Source organism: Bordetella hinzii LMG 13501, from assembly GCF_001548475.1.
Classification (GTDB): Bacteria; Pseudomonadota; Gammaproteobacteria; order Burkholderiales; family Burkholderiaceae_B; genus Bordetella; species Bordetella hinzii.
In genome coordinates this window covers 1-15,704 of the sequence record NZ_LRUJ01000016.1, presented here as the reverse complement: position 1 = coordinate 15,704, position 15,704 = coordinate 1, and the positions used below count along the sequence as shown (strand labels likewise).

The 15,704-nt window shown below is 68.6% G+C and carries 14 protein-coding genes; 7 read left to right on the top strand and 7 right to left on the bottom strand.

All coding sequences use genetic code 11. The features are described from left to right. Positions 1 to 2: 2 nt before the first annotated feature. From AXA74_RS12245 to AXA74_RS12235, 3 genes are all read left to right on the top strand, one after another. Positions 3 to 1,193: a glycosyltransferase family 2 protein gene (locus tag AXA74_RS12245; protein ID WP_029577408.1), complete on the top strand. Its 1,191-nt coding sequence runs from the start codon at positions 3 to 5 to the stop codon at positions 1,191 to 1,193. Then, complete coding sequence (locus tag AXA74_RS12240) at positions 1,190 to 2,470, top strand: polysaccharide biosynthesis protein (RefSeq protein ID WP_032979765.1); 1,281 nt, start codon at positions 1,190 to 1,192, stop codon at positions 2,468 to 2,470. The genes AXA74_RS12245 and AXA74_RS12240 overlap by 4 nt, the downstream gene beginning before the upstream one ends. 62 nt (positions 2,471 to 2,532) lie before the next feature. Further along, the gene (locus tag AXA74_RS12235) at positions 2,533 to 3,597 is read left to right on the top strand and encodes an acyltransferase family protein (RefSeq protein WP_029577406.1); all 1,065 of its coding nucleotides are present in this window, start codon (positions 2,533 to 2,535) and stop codon (positions 3,595 to 3,597) included. Here AXA74_RS12235 and AXA74_RS12230 read toward each other — a convergent pair. From AXA74_RS12230 to AXA74_RS12210, 5 genes are read right to left on the bottom strand one after another with little or no spacing between them, the layout of a single operon-like run. After that, positions 3,569 to 4,585, bottom strand: coding sequence for a capsular biosynthesis protein (locus tag AXA74_RS12230; RefSeq protein ID WP_095075209.1), 1,017 nt, complete (start codon positions 4,583 to 4,585; stop codon positions 3,569 to 3,571). The two genes, AXA74_RS12235 and AXA74_RS12230, sit on opposite strands and share 29 nt — an antisense overlap. Before the next feature lie 26 nt (positions 4,586 to 4,611). Continuing rightward, positions 4,612 to 5,538, bottom strand: a complete 927-nt coding sequence (locus AXA74_RS12225) for an NAD-dependent epimerase/dehydratase family protein (RefSeq protein WP_029577404.1) — start codon at positions 5,536 to 5,538, stop codon at positions 4,612 to 4,614. Further along, entirely contained in the window at positions 5,535 to 7,223 is a 1,689-nt protein-coding gene (locus tag AXA74_RS12220) for an FAD-dependent oxidoreductase (RefSeq protein ID WP_029577403.1), read from the bottom strand. Before AXA74_RS12220 ends, AXA74_RS12225 begins: the two co-directional genes overlap by 4 nt. 39 nt (positions 7,224 to 7,262) lie before the next feature. Next, the gene (locus tag AXA74_RS12215; protein ID WP_029577402.1) at positions 7,263 to 8,027 is read right to left on the bottom strand and encodes an SGNH/GDSL hydrolase family protein; all 765 of its coding nucleotides are present in this window, start codon (positions 8,025 to 8,027) and stop codon (positions 7,263 to 7,265) included. After that, positions 8,027 to 9,127 carry an SLBB domain-containing protein gene (locus tag AXA74_RS12210; protein WP_048939962.1) on the bottom strand — a complete coding sequence of 367 codons (1,101 nt, stop codon included), beginning with the start codon at positions 9,125 to 9,127 and terminating at the stop codon, positions 8,027 to 8,029. The genes AXA74_RS12215 and AXA74_RS12210 overlap by 1 nt, the downstream gene beginning before the upstream one ends. A gap of 199 nt (positions 9,128 to 9,326) precedes the next feature. Here AXA74_RS12210 and AXA74_RS12205 point away from each other — a divergent pair, with 199 nt between their 5' ends. Together AXA74_RS12205 and AXA74_RS12200 are read left to right on the top strand one after the other, a co-directional pair. Continuing rightward, a complete protein-coding gene (locus AXA74_RS12205) occupies positions 9,327 to 10,157 on the top strand; it encodes a WecB/TagA/CpsF family glycosyltransferase (RefSeq protein ID WP_223850510.1) in 831 nt (276 codons plus the stop codon). Beyond that, positions 10,115 to 11,479 carry a porin family protein gene (locus AXA74_RS12200; RefSeq protein WP_126623560.1) on the top strand — a complete coding sequence of 455 codons (1,365 nt, stop codon included), beginning with the start codon at positions 10,115 to 10,117 and terminating at the stop codon, positions 11,477 to 11,479. The genes AXA74_RS12205 and AXA74_RS12200 overlap by 43 nt, the downstream gene beginning before the upstream one ends. Before the next feature lie 4 nt (positions 11,480 to 11,483). Here AXA74_RS12200 and AXA74_RS12195 read toward each other — a convergent pair whose 3' ends face one another. Beyond that, complete coding sequence (locus AXA74_RS12195) at positions 11,484 to 12,902, bottom strand: undecaprenyl-phosphate glucose phosphotransferase (RefSeq protein WP_223850511.1); 1,419 nt, start codon at positions 12,900 to 12,902, stop codon at positions 11,484 to 11,486. An 18-nt stretch (positions 12,903 to 12,920) separates the two neighbouring features. Continuing rightward, a complete protein-coding gene (locus tag AXA74_RS12190) occupies positions 12,921 to 14,339 on the bottom strand; it encodes a mannose-1-phosphate guanylyltransferase/mannose-6-phosphate isomerase (protein WP_032979762.1) in 1,419 nt (472 codons plus the stop codon). A 629-nt stretch (positions 14,340 to 14,968) separates the two neighbouring features. On the opposite strand from AXA74_RS12190, the gene bcsD reads away from it, so the two are divergent. Next, positions 14,969 to 15,424, top strand: a complete 456-nt coding sequence (gene bcsD / locus AXA74_RS12185; RefSeq protein ID WP_029577396.1) for a cellulose biosynthesis protein BcsD — start codon at positions 14,969 to 14,971, stop codon at positions 15,422 to 15,424. A 50-nt stretch (positions 15,425 to 15,474) separates the two neighbouring features. Beyond that, on the top strand, positions 15,475 to 15,704 hold a 230-nt coding region (bcsP, locus tag AXA74_RS24380; RefSeq protein ID WP_248845113.1), incomplete at its 3' end, for a cellulose biosynthesis protein BcsP.

The following is a 15,704-nucleotide window of genomic DNA, read 5'->3' as shown; positions in this document are numbered from 1 at the left end:
TCATGGCCCTGATCCTGCACCTCCTGCTGTTTATCATCGCCTTGCCGGTCACGGCGGCGACCCTTTATCTGGGCCTGCTGACGCTGCTGTCGGCGCGCCTGCCGCGGCCGCAGCCGCGGCGGCGCGACATGCGCTTCGACATCCTGGTGCCGGCGCATAACGAAACGGCCGTGATCGAGCGCACGGTGCGCAGCCTGGCCGCCATCGATTGGCCGCGCGAGCACTATCGCATCGTCGTCATCGCCGATAACTGCACTGACAACACGGCGGCGCTGGCGCGCGCGGCCGGCGCCGAAGTGATCGAGCGCCACAATCCCGAGCAGCGCGGCAAGGGCTATGCGCTGGAGTTCGGCATCGCGCGCAGCGCGGCCGACGGTTTTGCCCACGCGGTGGCGGTGATCGACGCCGACACCGAAGTCACGCCCAATCTGCTGGCCGCCTGTGCGGCGCGCATCGAGCAGGGGGCGGAGGTGATGCAGGTCCATTATGGCGTGCTCAACCCGGACGACTCCTGGCGCACGCGCATCATCACCATCGCCTATGGCGCCTTCCACGCCGTGCGCGGCCGGGCGCGCGAACGCCTGCATGCCTCCAATGGCCTGCGCGGCAACGGCATGTGCATGACGCACGCCTTGCTGCGCGAGGTGCCCTTCAACATCCATTCGATGGCCGAGGACGTGGAGTACGGCATCGTGCTGGGCCTGGCCGGGCGCCGCGTCGTCTATATCGACGAGGCCAGCGCCGACGCCGAGCTGGTGGCCTCCGAGCGAGGCTCGCGCACGCAGCGCCAGCGCTGGGAAGGCGGACGCCTGGCCGTGCTCAAGGCCTATGCGGGCCGTCTGCTGCGCCAGGGCCTGGGGCGGCCGAGCTGGCTCTGCCTGGAGCTGGCCATCGATCTGCTGACCCTGCCGCTGGGCTATATCGTCCTGCAGACCGGGGCCTTGTTCGTGCTGGGCGGCCTGGCCGCCCTGGCGCTGCCGGGCGCCGGGCTGGCGTTCTGGCCGCTGCTGGCGCTGGGCCTGCTGGCTGTGCTGGCCTTGCATGTGCTGCGCGGCTGGCAGCTCTCGCCGCTGGGGCCGCGCGCCTTGCTGGACCTCCTGCGCGCGCCCTTTTTCGTGCTGTGGAAACTGGTGGTGCTGTTGCGCAACCGGCGCAACCGGCACTGGATCAAGACCGACCGGGATTCCCGATGAGGCGGCCCGCTTCCTCGGCTTCGGGCCTGGCGCGCCTGTTCGGCAGCTCGATCGCCGACCAGGCCATGCTGTCGGCGGCGAATTTCGCCGTGGGCCTGATCCTGATCCGTTATGCGGCCGAGGCCCAGTACGGCTATTACATCCTGGCCTTCAACACTATGATGCTGCTGACGACCTTGCAAGGCACCTTCATCGGCACGCCGATGGTGATCCGCCTGCCGGGGCTGGACGGGCCGCAGCGGCGCCAATGGATGGGCAGCCTGTTGCGCGACCAGAAGCGCCTGGGCCTGCGGGGCGGGCTGCTGGCCCTGGCCGTGATACTGGGCGGTTGGGCGGCGGGCCTGTTCGACGGCGAATCCGCCGCCGTGGCGGCCGCGGCCGTCGGCCTGGTGCTGGCCGCGCTGTATCGCGAATACCTGCGCGGCATCTTGTTGATGTATCACCGTCCGCAGCAGGTGCTGGGCGCCGATGCCGCCTATGTGGCGGTGCTGCTGGCCGGCTGCGCCCTGGCCGTGCGCGCGCCGGCGGCCGCCGTGGGCGCGCTGCTGGCGGGCATGGCCGCGGCGCTGGCCTGCGCGGCCATCCTGCGCCGCGCGCTGGCCGGCGATATCGACGCCCAGGCCGCGCCGGGCCGCCTGCGCGAGATTGCGCGCATGGGCTTTTGGGCCGCCTCGGGCGGGGTGATCTATTGGCTCTTCAACCAGGGCTACAACTTCCTGACCGCCGCGACGCTGGACCTGGCGGCGGTGGCGGCGCTGGCGGCTTCGCGGCTGACGCTCATGCCCATCAATCTCTTGCTGGCCGGCATGCAGAAGCAGCTCACGCCCTTGGCCTCGGGCTGGATGCATGCCATGGGCGCGCGGCGCACCTTGCGGCGGCTGATGCTGTTCTCGCTGGCGCTGGCGCTGTCCACGCTGCTCTATGGCGGCGTCATCTGGCTGCTGCGCGACTGGATCTTCCTGGACCTGATGCGCAAGGATTTTCCGCAGCGCGATACGCTGCTCTTGCTGTGGACGGGGCTGTTCGTGCTGATGGTGATCCGCGAACCCATCATGATGGTGCCTTTGCTGCGCCAGCGCTTCCGCGCCTTGAGCGCCGGCACGCTGGTCTGCGCGCTGATCGCCCTGGGCACCAGCTATATCGGTATGCTCAAACTCGGCCCGGTCGGCGCGGCCGCCGGCATTCTGGTGGGCGAGGCCTGCTATGGGCTGGCCGTCGCCGTCATGGCCTGGCGCGAGGTGCGCCGCGACGAGGGCATGGCCGGAGCGCGGACATGAGCCGGGCCTGGGTTTTCTCCGCCGCGCCGGCAGCCGGCCGGATCTTTCCTGGACGATGATTCATGGACATTATTTCGATTCAGTATCTGCGCGGGATCGCGGCCATGATGGTGGTGGTGGTCCACCTGCATCCGCAGCTCGAGCGCATGGGCTACCAAGGCTATTGGCCGCATTGGCTGGCCGCGGGCGTAGACATCTTCTTTGTCCTGAGCGGTTTTCTGATGTGGATCACCACCCGCGACAGGAAGGTCGGCGTGCTGGAGTTCTACCGCCGCCGCGCCGTGCGCATCATCCCCCTGTACTGGCTGCTGACCTCGGTCGCCGTCGCGGTGATGCTGATCGCGCCGCAGCTGATGCAGACCACGCGCTTCGGCCTGTTCCACGTGATCGCCTCGTACTTCTTCGTGATGGTGCCCAATCCGGCGGGGCTGATCGAGCCCGTGCTGACGGTGGGCTGGACCCTCAATTACGAGATGCTGTATTACGTCATCTTCGGCCTGACGCTGGTCCTGCCCACGGCCTGGCGTTTTGCCGTGACGGCCATCGTGCTGGTCGGCATCAGCATGCTGGGCTGGTTCGTGGTGGGCGACGACACGCCTATCCTCAAGGTCTATACCTCGGATATCGTGCTGGAGTTCCTGCTGGGCATGAGCATAGGGTGGTGGTTCTCGCGGCCGCATCAAGGCGGGTCGGCGGCCCTGGGCTGGCTGCTGGTGCTGGGCGGTTTCGCCGCCATCGCCTTGGCCTCGGTGTTCGCGCCGGACGCTTCGCGCCCGCTGGCCCAGGGCGTGCCGTCGGCGGCCATCGTGATGGGGGCGATCCTGCTGGAGCGCTTCCAGGCCTTGCCGCGCCTGGACATGCTGCACAGGCTGGGCGACGCCTCTTACTCGCTTTACCTGTCGCATGCCTTCGTGCTGTCGGCGCTCAGCCAGGGCTGGCGCAAGCTGCACCTGGACAGCCTGCCGGGCGGCCGGGTGGGATTTTGCGTGGTGGGCATCGCGGCCTGCACCGTGGCAGGCCTGGCGGTCTACTACCTGATGGAAAGGCCGCTGATCAACCTCTTCAAGAAGCCCCGCGAGCAGGAGGCCTCCAAGGCCGCTACCCGCCGATCCGTAGCCGGTCTTTGAGCATGCGCAGCCAGCGCTTGTGGCGGCGCGTGGCGGCGCGCTGCGAAGACCAGTCGATCATGCTGTCGTGGATGTCGTAGTGGCCGCGCTGGGCCTCGGGCAGCTCGCCCGATTCGACCGCGGCGATCAGTTCCGGCAGCCTGCGATAGAACTCCGCGCCGCGATAGGGCGGATGCAGTGACCATAGGCCGGGCGCGGATCCGAGCAGGTCGACGCGGTACAGCCCCCGCGCGCGCAGCACCTCGCCCAGGATGACTTCGGCCTCGCGCACATGCGGCGGGTTGCCCAGCAGATGCGATTTCAGGCGCTGCAGCGCGCCGGGCGGCAGCAGCGGCAGATGGCCCAGCGTGGCGCGCAGGCGCTCCATGTCCAGCATGAAGATGCGGGTGCTGGCGCTCTGGAAGCGATAGGCCGGCGCGCCGGCGATCTCCGTGCGCCGGGGTTCGGGCTGGCCATGGCCATAGACCGCCGCGTCGGCGCGCGGCGGGCCTGGAAAGGGCCCGGTGAGCAGGACGCTGGGATCTTGTTCGGTATAGGCGATGGCCTCCTCGACCCAGCGCCGGCTGCCGCCGCCGAACAGCATGTCGCCGTCGAAGTGGACGATGTGGCGCGCCTGGCTGTGGTGCATGCCGTAGAAGTAGGCATAGAAGGGGCCGCCGTCCCAGGCCTTGACGGGGATGTCATCGGCGCCGAAGAAGGATTGCGCCACCTCGCGCCGCGCCTCGGGCGCATAGTCCACCTCGATGACGTCCAGCTTGGGCGTGTCGCGGCGCAGCTCGCGCGCCAGCGCCAGCAGCTTGGCGCGGTATTCGTCAAAATGCGTGCCCCGGTAGCGTCCCGAACGGCTGCGGTGGGTGTCGATGGTGACCAGGATGCGGTCCACCATGGGCGCCCAGACACGGATCTGGTGCGGCAGCAGGAGCGCCGCATGGGGGTAGTCCATGGGGTACATGCTGATCTGGGCGGCGACGCGGTAGGGGTAGTGCACGGCGGTTTCTCCTGGGTTCGGCGTCATCAAGCGCGGTCTGCCGCGACGGTTGCCGCCAGTCCCTCTTGCAGGGGCGTCCAGCGCAGGCCAAGTTCGCGTTCGGCGCGCTCGGAGAGCAGGCGTATGGGCTGGCGCCACAGGCGTGCCAGCGAGGGCGGGATGGGCGGCGGCACGCGCAGGCCCATGCGGCCGAGGCCGATCTCGGCGATCTTCAGGGCGGGCGCGAGCAGATGGGTCTCGATCTTCAGGCGGCGCTCGCCGATGCGCTTGAGCGGGACCGCGCCCAGCGCCCGGGCATAGGCCAGGAAATAAGCGTTCCAGTCCGGCGCCTGCGCCATGGCGAGGTTGTAGACGCCGGCCGGCGCGCGCAGGCCGGCCAACACGGCGGCCACGACATCGTCGATATAGACCAGATTGCTGCAGCCGTCGCCGGCCGCGCCCAGGTCGCCGATGCGGCGGGCGCGCAGCAGGCTCGCGATGCGCAAGCTCCATTGCGGGCTTTGCGGGCCGTAGATGCAGCCCGGGCGCAGCGTGACCACGGCCGGGCGCGAGGACAGCAGGCGCTCGGCCTCGACCTTGGCGCCGGCATAGCCCTCCATGCCCTGGGCTAGCGGATGGTCCTCGCCGATGTCGCCCTGCGCCGGGCCATAGACGGCCATCGAGCTGAAATGCACCAGGGGCGCGGGCTTGGCATCCAGGGCGCTGGCCAGCGCCCGGGCGCCGGCCGTCATGGTCTCGGCCGGGCCCGCCACGCAGTTGACGGCGGCATCGGCCTCGCCCAGCGCGCGCGCCACCGACGCGGCGTCGGTGGCGTCGAGCACGATCTCGCGGCCCTGGCCGCGGGCCCGTCGCACGCCGGCCACCGGTTCGGCCCAATCGCTGGCCGCCAGTTGCGCCATCACGCGCCGGCCGACATAGCCGTTGGCGCCCAATACCAGGATGCGTTGCTTCATGTTGGGGAGGTCTCCTTGCGGGCGGCCGCGGCGGGCGTGCGGAGCTCGCGGCGCAGATGATCGGCCAGGCGCAGGGCCAGCGCCACGATGGTCAGGGTGGGGTTGGCCTGGCCGGAGGTCGGGAAGACCGCCGAGCCGGCGATGGAGAGATTGGCGGCTTCGTGCACGCGGCAATCGGCGTTGACCACGCTGTCGCGCGGATCCCGGCCCATGCGGGCCGTGCCGATGTGGTGGCCGCCATAGGCGCCGTAGCGCGTCATTTCGGCTTCGACCTGTGCCGGGTCGTAGTCGAAGCGCCCCACGCCGCTGGCCGCCAGCGCCTCGGCCAGGGCGGCCAGCGCGGTCTGCACCGTCTCGACATCGCGGCGGGTATAGCGCCAGTCGATGTGCAGGCGCGGCATGCCCAGGGCGTCCCGGCCGCTGCCCAGCGTGACCCGGCTGTCCGGGTTGGGCTCCTGTTCGGCATGGAAGTCCAGGCTGTAGCGGCGATTGCGCGGATGGACGATGATGGACGGGAACTTGCGCGCGGCCAGCTTGCGCTGGGTGAGCATATGCCACAGGAATCCCGCCGTGGCCGGCGCGCCCAGCAGCACATTGCGCAGATGCCGCAGCCACAGGCCCGCCGAGCCCGGCGTGTCGCCGTAGAGCCGCTTGGCGTATTCATAGGGCACGATGGGGCGGGCCAGGTAGAGCGCCGACAGGATGCCGTTGCCATGCCCGGGGTCCGGGATGCGCGGGTGGTGCAGGCGGGCGATGAAGTTGCCGGCGCGCAGGCGGCGCTGGGCCGCGGCGCGCAGGGCCAGGCGCCGGCGGCAATACACGCCCTCGTCGCTGATTTCATAGCCGTGCCAGACCGAGCTGGCGCCGGACAGGTCCACTTCGCCTATGGTGCCGGCGACATGGCACATGTAGTAGCGGCCCACGACATCGTGGGCATTGCCCAGGCCGCGCCCGCTGGCGCCCGGGCTGGCCAGCAGCAGGCGCGCGGTTTCCAGGCCGCCGGCCGCCAGCACATAGTGGCGCGCCTGGACCGTGAAGGCCGTGCCGGCCAAGGTGCGCACCTGGGCCGGCCCCACGGGGGCGCCGGCCGGGCCACTGTCGAGCCCGCACAGATTGGCGTGCTGCACCACGCGGACGGGGCCTTGGCGCAGCCGCTGCGCGTAGCGGCTGCCGAAATCGGTGGGCAGGCTGAAACGCTCCAGCGTATCGGTGGAAAAAGCCGCGCTCTCGAAGCCGCCTATCATGGGCCGCACCGGATGATGGAAGGCCGTCTGCACGGTATAGGCGAAGTCGCCGGCCTCGCACAGCTGGTTCGCGCGGGGATAGTAGGGCAGCAGGTCGTCCAGGCCGATGGGCCAGCCGCTGTGCGCGATGTAGTCCCGCCGCTCGAAGTCGATGGCGTCGAAGGGCATGCAGCGCCCGCCCCAGATGGTGGTCGAGCCGCCCATGCGGCGCTGGCGGTAGCGGTCCGGCTCGGGATGCATGCGCGCATCGGCGACCGTGCCGGCGTAGAGGTCCTGCGCGGCGGGCGTTTCGCGCGGCCCGCCGCTTTCGAGCAGCACGATGTCCAGCCCGCTATCCATCAGGGCCAGGGCCAGTGTGATGCCGGCGGCTCCGCCGCCGACGATGCACAGGTCGGCGGTCAGGGTCGCGCCGTCAGGAATGGTGCTGGCGTCCAGGATCATGGTCGGGTTCCAGGGCCTTGCGGCGGGGCGCCGCGATAGTCATCCGTACTGCACGCTGCTGTTGGCCGGCAGTTTCAGGGTTTCGTGCACATAGCGCGCGAAAGCCGCATAGCCCGTGGTGGAGGGATGCACCCCATCGGCGAACATGCCCGGCGCGAGCTTGCGGTAATCGTTGCTGCCGCCGCTGGACCAATAGAGATAATCCACCACCCGCAGGCCGGGATAGCGCGGCGCCAGCTCCTGCAGCAGCCAGTCGTTGAAGGCGCGGGTCTGCAGGATCATGGCATCGGTCATGCCGAGGTAGGCGCCGATATTGTCCACGACCAGGGGGATGCTTTTCTCGGCCGCGGTCTGCGCGAAATAAATGAAATTGTCCTGCATGGTCCGCAGGGGCAGCATGCCCATGGCGACGTCATTGATGCCGACATGCAGGTAGATCAGGCGCGGCAGCGTGCCGGCCGGCAGGGTGCGCGGGCCGCGCCCGTCGCCGGGATCGTCGTCTTCGGCCAAGGCATCACGGCGCCAGCGCGCACGGACCTGGGTGGAGGTCTGCCCGCCTATCCCCTGGTTGAAATGGAACACACCGGAATACTGCGCCAGTTCGTAGGAAAGCTGGCCCGGGCTGGAGGGGTAGTCAGGGATGAACTGGCCCTGGACGTTGAGCCGGCCCTTGCGCTGGATTTCGCCTTCGGCGATGGAGTCGCCGATCAGCACGGCGTAGGGGGGCTGGCCGCGCGCCCAGGCGGGCAGCGCGGCGTAGCCCGGGGCCAGGAGCAAGGCCGAGAGCAGGGCGCGGCGATTCATCAGAAAAAGCGTTCGTTGACGTGGATGACGTCGCCGGGCTGGACCGCGTCGGTGAGCTTGACACGTTTGTCGGTGACTTCGCCGGTCAGCACGTCGGTGCGGTTCAGGTCGATGCGGCTGTCGGAGGCGCGCGGGGTCAGGCCGCCGGCCAGCGCCAGGGCGCGCATCACGTTAAGGCCGGGTTCGACCGGGTAGGCGCCGGGCTTGCCAACCTCGCCGTAGACATAGAAGCGCGGCGCCTCGGGCACGAAGACCACGTCGCCGGGCTGCAGTTCAGTGTCCTGCACGGTTTGCGAGGGCGATTGCCGGTTGCCCACATAGAGATTGATGCGGTCATTGCCGCCGCCGGCGCGGCGCACCAGCGTGGCGATATCGGCGGCCCCGGGCGTGGCGCCGCCGGCCATGGCCAGCAACTCCAGCACCGACAGTTGGCCTTCCAGGGGATAGCGCCCGGGCCGGGCGACCTGGCCCAGCACGGAGACGATGCGGCTGCGCAGGGTCACCACTTCGATCGCGACCTGCGGATTGGTCATATAGCCTTTGCTGCGGAGGTCTTGTTCGATGCGCCGGGCCAGGGCCGACGGGGTCAGGCCCGACGCCTTGACTTGGCCCAGCATCGCCACCACGACCTGTCCGTCCGCATCAACGGTGGCGCGCGCGCTGCCCGTGCCCATGATGTTGATGTCCAGCGTGTCGCCGGGACCGACGGCGCCTATCGCGCCGCCGATGGCCTGCTCCATGGCGGCGTTGGCCGGCGAAGGGGCGGCGACGGCGGAGGGGATGGGCAGGGTGTCGGGCAGGCGGTTGCCGGCCAGATCGCCCTCGGTGCCCCGCCTGCCGCTGCCGATCTTGACGGGCCGCGTGGTCGGCGCCGTGATGGGCGGCGCCGTATAGACCGCCGGCGCGGGCGCCTCCACGGGCGCGCCCAGGGGCAGGGGAGGGGTATAGGCCGGCGATTCGACCGGCGCGTTGTAGCGTTTGAACTCCGCCGGGGCGCCGGCCGCCGCCGGCGCAACCGGATCGGGGATGGGCAGGTCCTGCGCGCCCGCGGCTTGCGTGTAGACCACCAGCGCCGCCAGCACCGCTTTTTGCCACGTCATATTCCGACCCGCCACGTTATTCTCCGGTCCCTTGATAATGTGAGGTTGCGCGCGCGTGTAATAGTAGCCCAGGCCGGGCGCCACACCGCAGGTATTTTAAATACAATACGCGGGTGCCGGCTTGAATGAATGTGGTTTTCTCAAATGCGAGTGTGAGACCATTATTTTTAGCTAACCGCCCTTCGTATCGAGATTACCCTTGCCTAGTCCCCAGCAAGTATCCGACCCCGGGCTGCGCGCGGTTGAAAACAGCGCCGGGCCCGCGATGCCCAGCGTGCGCCTGTTCGATCTGGACATCGCGGCCGTCTCCTTCGGGCAGGCTGTCGAAGCGCTATCGCAGGCCGCCGTGCGCCGCGACGGCCGCGCCCGTATCGTGGTGACGCCCAATGTCGACCACGTGGTGCGCCTGGACGCCGCGCCCGATTTCCGCGCCCGCTATGCGCAGGCGGATTTCATTTTTGCCGACGGCATGCCGGTGGTATGGGCCAGCCGCCTGCTCGGCCAGCCGTTGCCCGAGCGCATCACCGGCTCCGATCTTTTCGTCGCCCTGTGCCGCCGGGCCCAGCGCGATGGCTGGCGCGTGATGCTGCTGGGCGGCATGCCGGGCTCGGAGCCCGCGCTGCACGAGCGTTTCGCGCAGTATTTCCCCGGGTTGGACATCGAGGTGGTCAGCCCGTCCATGCGCTTCGATCCGGTCGGGCCCGAAGGCCAGGCCTTTGCCGACCGGGTGCGGGAGCGCAAGCCCGATGTGGTCTTCCTGTGCGTGGGCATGCCTAAACAAGAAAATTGGGCGCTGCACCATGCTCCGGCCCTGCCTGGGGGCATCCTGCTATGCGTGGGCGCGGCGATGGAATTCGCCATCGGCCTGCAGCGCCGGGCCCCCATGTGGATGCAGCGCGCCGGCCTGGAATGGCTTTGGCGCCTGGCCAGCAATCCGCGCCGCCTGTGGCGCCGCTACCTGGTCGACGACCCCCGTTTCGCGGTCCTGTGCTGGCGTCAGTGGCGCAAGCGGCGCGGTTCGGCGCCGTGACCGAAGGCGCGGCCATCCTGGCCCTCCGGCAGGGGGGCTGGACGGCGCGGCTGGCCGCGGCCGGCCTGGCCTGGCACGCCGCCTGCGCCATGGCAGCGCCCGGTCCGGCCGAATATGCCGTGCAGCTGGGCAGCTCGTTCCAGTACCAGAGCAATCCGGCGCGGCTGCCCGAATCCATGGCCGACGATATCCGCGGCGCGGGGGTCATGGTGAATTCGGCCGGGCTGGGGCTGCGTCTGCCGCTGCTGTCCGACGACACCCGGCTGGAGGCGGGCGGCACCCTGGGCGATGCCCGCTACACCAGCAACCGCCAGCTGGACCATCAGCCCGGCAACATGCTCTCGGCCCTGCACTGGCGCGCCGGGCGGCTGTTGGCCGGACGCTTCGACTACGGCTATCAGAAGCAGCTCAATCCCAATCTGTCGCGCACCTGGCCCGACCGCGATATGCAGGCGCGGGACAACAAGGGGGCCGAGATCGGCCTGCGCGTGAGCGAGCGCCTGACACTGCCGGTGTTCAGCGTCTTTCGCAACGGCACGCGCTATGACCAGGACATCAACAAGACGCTGTATGACCGCAAGGAAGACGGCTGGCAGCTGGCGGCGCGCTATACCGGTTTTGGCCGATCCGACGCGCAGGTGGGCTTGCGCCGCAGCAACGTCGACTACTACGGCCGCACGCCGGACCTGGTGGCGACCATAGACGACCGTTACACGGACGACGAGGTCTTCGCCGCCGCGCGCTGGGACTACAGCCCCAAGACGGTGCTGCAGGCCCGCGTCGGGCTGCTCAAGCGCCGCTATGAGCACCTGGGCGACCGCGACACCAATCTATTCACCTTCCAGGGGCGCGCCACCTGGGACTATTCGCCCAAGACGCGGTTCGACCTGCAGTTCTGGCGTCGTCCCTATGCCTATGACGATGACCCCACGGTGCTGTATTCGGTGCAGACCGGCGGCCTGGCCTCGGTGACCTGGCGGCCCACCGTCAAGACCGCTCTGCAGCTGGGCGCGGAACTCACGCGCCAGCGCAACACCGCCTTCACGGGCGGCGACGGCCAGGTGTTGCAGATCCGCCGCTATGGCGCGCGGCTGCAGTGGCAGCAGCAAGACAATCTGCGCTGGATCCTGGATGTCTATCGCGACCAGCAGACCGGCGGCTCGCCGGGCGACGACTACAAGCAGAACTTTGTGCGCATCGGCCTGGAGTACACCTTTGGCAGCCGGGGCAAGGAGGACTTGCGCCGCTTGATGCAGCCCTCCGATTGCCAGTGGCGCAGGCCGGAGCTGGCCATGTGCGACCCCATGGGCGAGGAGCCCTGAGCGTTCAATAGGCGTTGCGGTCCCAGAAGATCACCAGCGCGGTGCGCGCCAGGATCTTCAGGTCCAGCATCAGCGACCAGTTGGCGATGTAATAGCGGTCGTAGCGCACGCGCTGAAGCATTTTTTCCGGGGTGTCGGTCTCGCCGCGCAGGCCATGGATCTGCGCCCAGCCGGTGATGCCCGGCTTGACGCTGTGGCGCAGCATATAGCCCTGGATCATGCGGCGATAGACTTCGTTGTGCTCGGCGGCGTGCGGGCGCGGGCCGACCAGGCTCATGGAGCCGGCCATCACATTGAAAAGCTGGGGCAGTTCATCCAGCGAACTCTTGCGCAGGAAGCGGCCGATGCGGGTGATGCGCGGATCGCCCTGCTGGGCCTGGCGCAGCGTGCCGTCGGCCTCCTTGCCCGCATCGGCGCGCATGGAACGGAACTTATAGACCGTGATGGGAAGGCCGCGCTCGCCATAGCGCAACTGGCGGAAGATCACCGGACCCGGCGAGTCGAGCTTGATGGCCAGGGCGATCAGCAGCATGAAGGGGGAGGCCGCCAGCAGCATCAGCCCGCCGATGGCGAGGTCCATGGCGCGCTTGAGGCTGCGCGACAGCCCCTGCATATGGCTTTCGTGCAGGGCCAGCAGCGGCACGCCGGCGATTTCGGCGCTGCTGGCCGTCAGTTCGCCCAGGAAGGGCGACTCCGGCATCAGGTAGATGGCGGCCGTGGAGTCGTACAGCCGGTTCATCAGGTCCCTGACGACGGGATCGTTCTTCCGGTCGTCCAGGGTGACGAAGGCGATGCCATAGTCGCCGGCGTCGATACGGGCCTGCGCGTCCGGGTAGCGGCCCAGATAGGGCGGCGGCTCGGGTTCGCCCTTGCGCGTGAGAACCTGCTGCTCGGCGTAGTAGCCGGCGGTATGGATGCCCAGGATGGGCGAGCGCCGCAGGCGCATGGCCAGCTTGCGTGCCTCCGGGCCCATGCCGAAGAAGACGGCCATGCGCCGGCTGGAGGGGGCGTTGTTCAGGCGATAGGCCGCGCGGCGCAGGGCGTAGAGGCCGAGCGTCTGCAGCGGCAAGGCGACGGCCGCCCATTTGACGAGCAGCAGGCGCAGGGATTCGGTATCGGTGGTGCTGCCGGGCAGGAAAAACAGCGCGATCAGGGCCAGGAACAACACCTGCAGCCAGCGCAGCACGCCGCGGCCCAGCATCCAGATCATGCTGCGCGCGCTGATCAGCAGCGTGAAGCGGGCGAAGGTCGCGAACGCGCCGGCCGCCAGGATGGCCGGTATCCACCCCTGGAATATGGGCGACATCAGGCCCGTCGACTGCGTGAGGAAGAAAAAGACGCCGGCGTTGATCAGCGCGCAGGTCAGGCCGGTCAAGGCCATGAACGAGCGCTGAGGATGGCTGGGTGTCGCGTAGGTGAGCATGGGAAGGGTAAGGGGGTATCAGCGGCCGTAGACGTCGTCAAACCGGACGATATCGTCCTCGCCGAGATAAGGGCCGGACTGCACTTCGATGAGCTCCAGGTCTATCGAACCCGGATTTTCCAGGCGGTGTTTGACGCCCAGGGGAATGTAGGTGGACTGGTTTTCCGTCAGCAGGAAGACCTCGTCGCCGCGCGTGACGCGGGCCGTGCCGGTCACGACGATCCAGTGTTCGGCGCGGTGGTGGTGCATCTGCAGCGACAGGCGGGCGCCGGGGGCCACGCGGATGCGCTTGACCTGGAAGCGTTCGCCGCCGTCGATGGCGTCATAGCTGCCCCAGGGGCGGTACACCAGGCGGTGGGTGGAGGCTTCGGCGCGCTTGGCGGCGTTGAGGCGGGCGACAATGCGCCGCACGTCCTGGACCTTGTCGCGGGCGGCCACCAGCAGGGCGTCGGCGGTCTCGACGACCACGGTGTCGTCCAGGCCCAGCAGCGTGACCAGGCGATGGCTGGAATAGGCATAGACATTGCGGCAGTCTTCGGCGATGACGTCGCCGCGCAGGGCATTGCCCTCGCCGTCCTGCGGCGCCAATTGCCATAGCGAGGCGAAGGAGCCGATGTCGCTCCAGCCAGCATCCAGCGGCACCATGGCCACGCCCGGATCGCGCTCCATGACGGCATAGTCGATGGAATCCGAGGGGCAGGCGGCGAAGGCGGCCTCGTCCAGCCGCAGGAAATCGCCGTCGTGGCGCGGGCTGGCCATGGCCTGGCGGCAGGCCGCCAGGATGTCGGGGCGGTGCGCCTGCAACGCCTGCAGGTAGCGCGAGGCGCGGAACAGGAACATGCCGCTGTTCCAGAAATAGCGGCCGCTGGCCAGGTACTGCGCCGCCGTGGCGGCGTCGGGTTTTTCGACAAAGGCCTCGACCTCGGCCACGCCCTGTGCGACCGCGCCGGCGCGGATGTAGCCGTAGCCGGTCTCCGCGTAGCCGGGCTGGATGCCGAAAGTGACGAGGCGGCCTTCCAGGGCGGCGGGCAGCGCCTGGCGCACGGCCTCCTGGAAGCGCCCGACGTCGGTCACGGCATGATCGGAGGGCAGCACCAGCAGCACGGGGTCGTCGCCGTCGGCCCGCGCCAGCAGGGCCGCCAGGGCGATGGCCGGGGCGGTGTTGCGCCCGGCCGGTTCGAGCAGGATGGCCGGCTTGCGCTGGCCGATCTGGCGCAGCTGTTCGGCGACGATGAAGCGGTGTTCTTCATTGGCGACGAAGATCGGCGCCTGGCCGCCAAGCCCGTTGACCCGCTCGCAGGTCGCCTGCAAGGGCGAAAGATCGCCCAGCAGGGGCAGAAACTGTTTGGGATAGCTGCCGCGGGAAAGCGGCCATAGACGGGTGCCCGTGCCCCCCACCAATATGACGGGGCGCAGTTTTGGCGTGGTACTCGACATCTGAGGGTCCCTTGCAATTGGCCGCGCATACCCGCTGCTGCCCGGAGTTTATGGGTACAAATACTTGCACGGGTGCAAACTATATAGTCTGCGAGACAGACTGTGGCGTGGACTTTGCAAATCCTGAAGATCTATATGTTTTAATTTACATCGCAGCTATACTAATATACTCACTGCGGCACCCCGCCATAATGCGATGTATTTTGCGATTTTCGGAAATATAAGTCGAGGCCTGGGCTCGCGCAGAAGGCCGGTTTACACCGGTATTCGCGCAATACCTCCCTGCTTCGTCACATCGTTCCGTGGCTCAGTCGCTGCCTAAGACGCAAGGTTATGCTCCAAGAATGCGGCCTAAAGTCCCGCAGCTCCGCCTTGCCAACTCGCGGATGCAGGCTATGCAAGGCCTGGGAACCACAAAGTATGGGCCGCTGCCCTTGCGGGATGACCGTGGGCCTGCGGCGGTGATTCGCCATGATGCTTGCCGCCGGCAACACGGTTTTCCCGTGCTTGCCCGGTTTGGTGCATCCGTTTCTGTTCTGCTCCTACACATTTTTTTCCGCCGCGCGGCGTGTCGTGACGCTGTCCCCGTCCGGCGGAAGCCTCTTGCCTGTCTGTAATGAAGGATTAATGTGCAAAGCGCCATCCTCTCCCATCTCGACGAACGACTCTGTGCCAGCCAATGGCGCGATGTGCTGGCCGCGTTCGCGCAAGAGCTGGCCCAGGATCTGACCGCGCAGCGCCTGCGCGCGCTGATGCGGCGCACGGGCGAGACGTTCGCCGCCCGGCATGTATTGCCGCAGGCCGCGTCGGTCGCCGATATGCAGTCGGCCATCAACCAGGTGTGGCGGCCGCTGGATTGGGGGTGGGTGGAGATTGCCGAGGCCGAGGATCATCTGGCGCTGGCCCATCATTGCGCGCCGCTGCGCGGGGCTTTCGGCGACAGCCATTTGGTCTGGAGCACCGGATTTCTCGAGGGCGCTTATGAGTCATGGATGCGCCGCCTGGGCGCCGATGCGCAATTGCGCGTCACGCAGCAACAGGCGTCCGATGAGCTGGGGACGATTGTCTATCGATTCGGCCGCTGAGACAGGGAATGCGCGTGGGGGAAGCCTTCGCGGCGCATGGGGAGTCAGGGATGCATAACACCAGCGACATAAGCAGCCTGTACCGGGAGTTCGGGGGAGACCCACGCAACTACCGGGAAATAGGCCAGGAGACCCGCGCGGCCGCGGCCCGCGGGCGTTGGCCGCTGCTGGGCCGGATACGCCCCGGGGCCCTGGCCGTGCCGGCCGCCGTCGGAGGGCGTTCCGATCCGCCGGCGCGCGTGGCGCCTTGGCCGCCGGCCGCGGTTGCCACGCTGGCCTT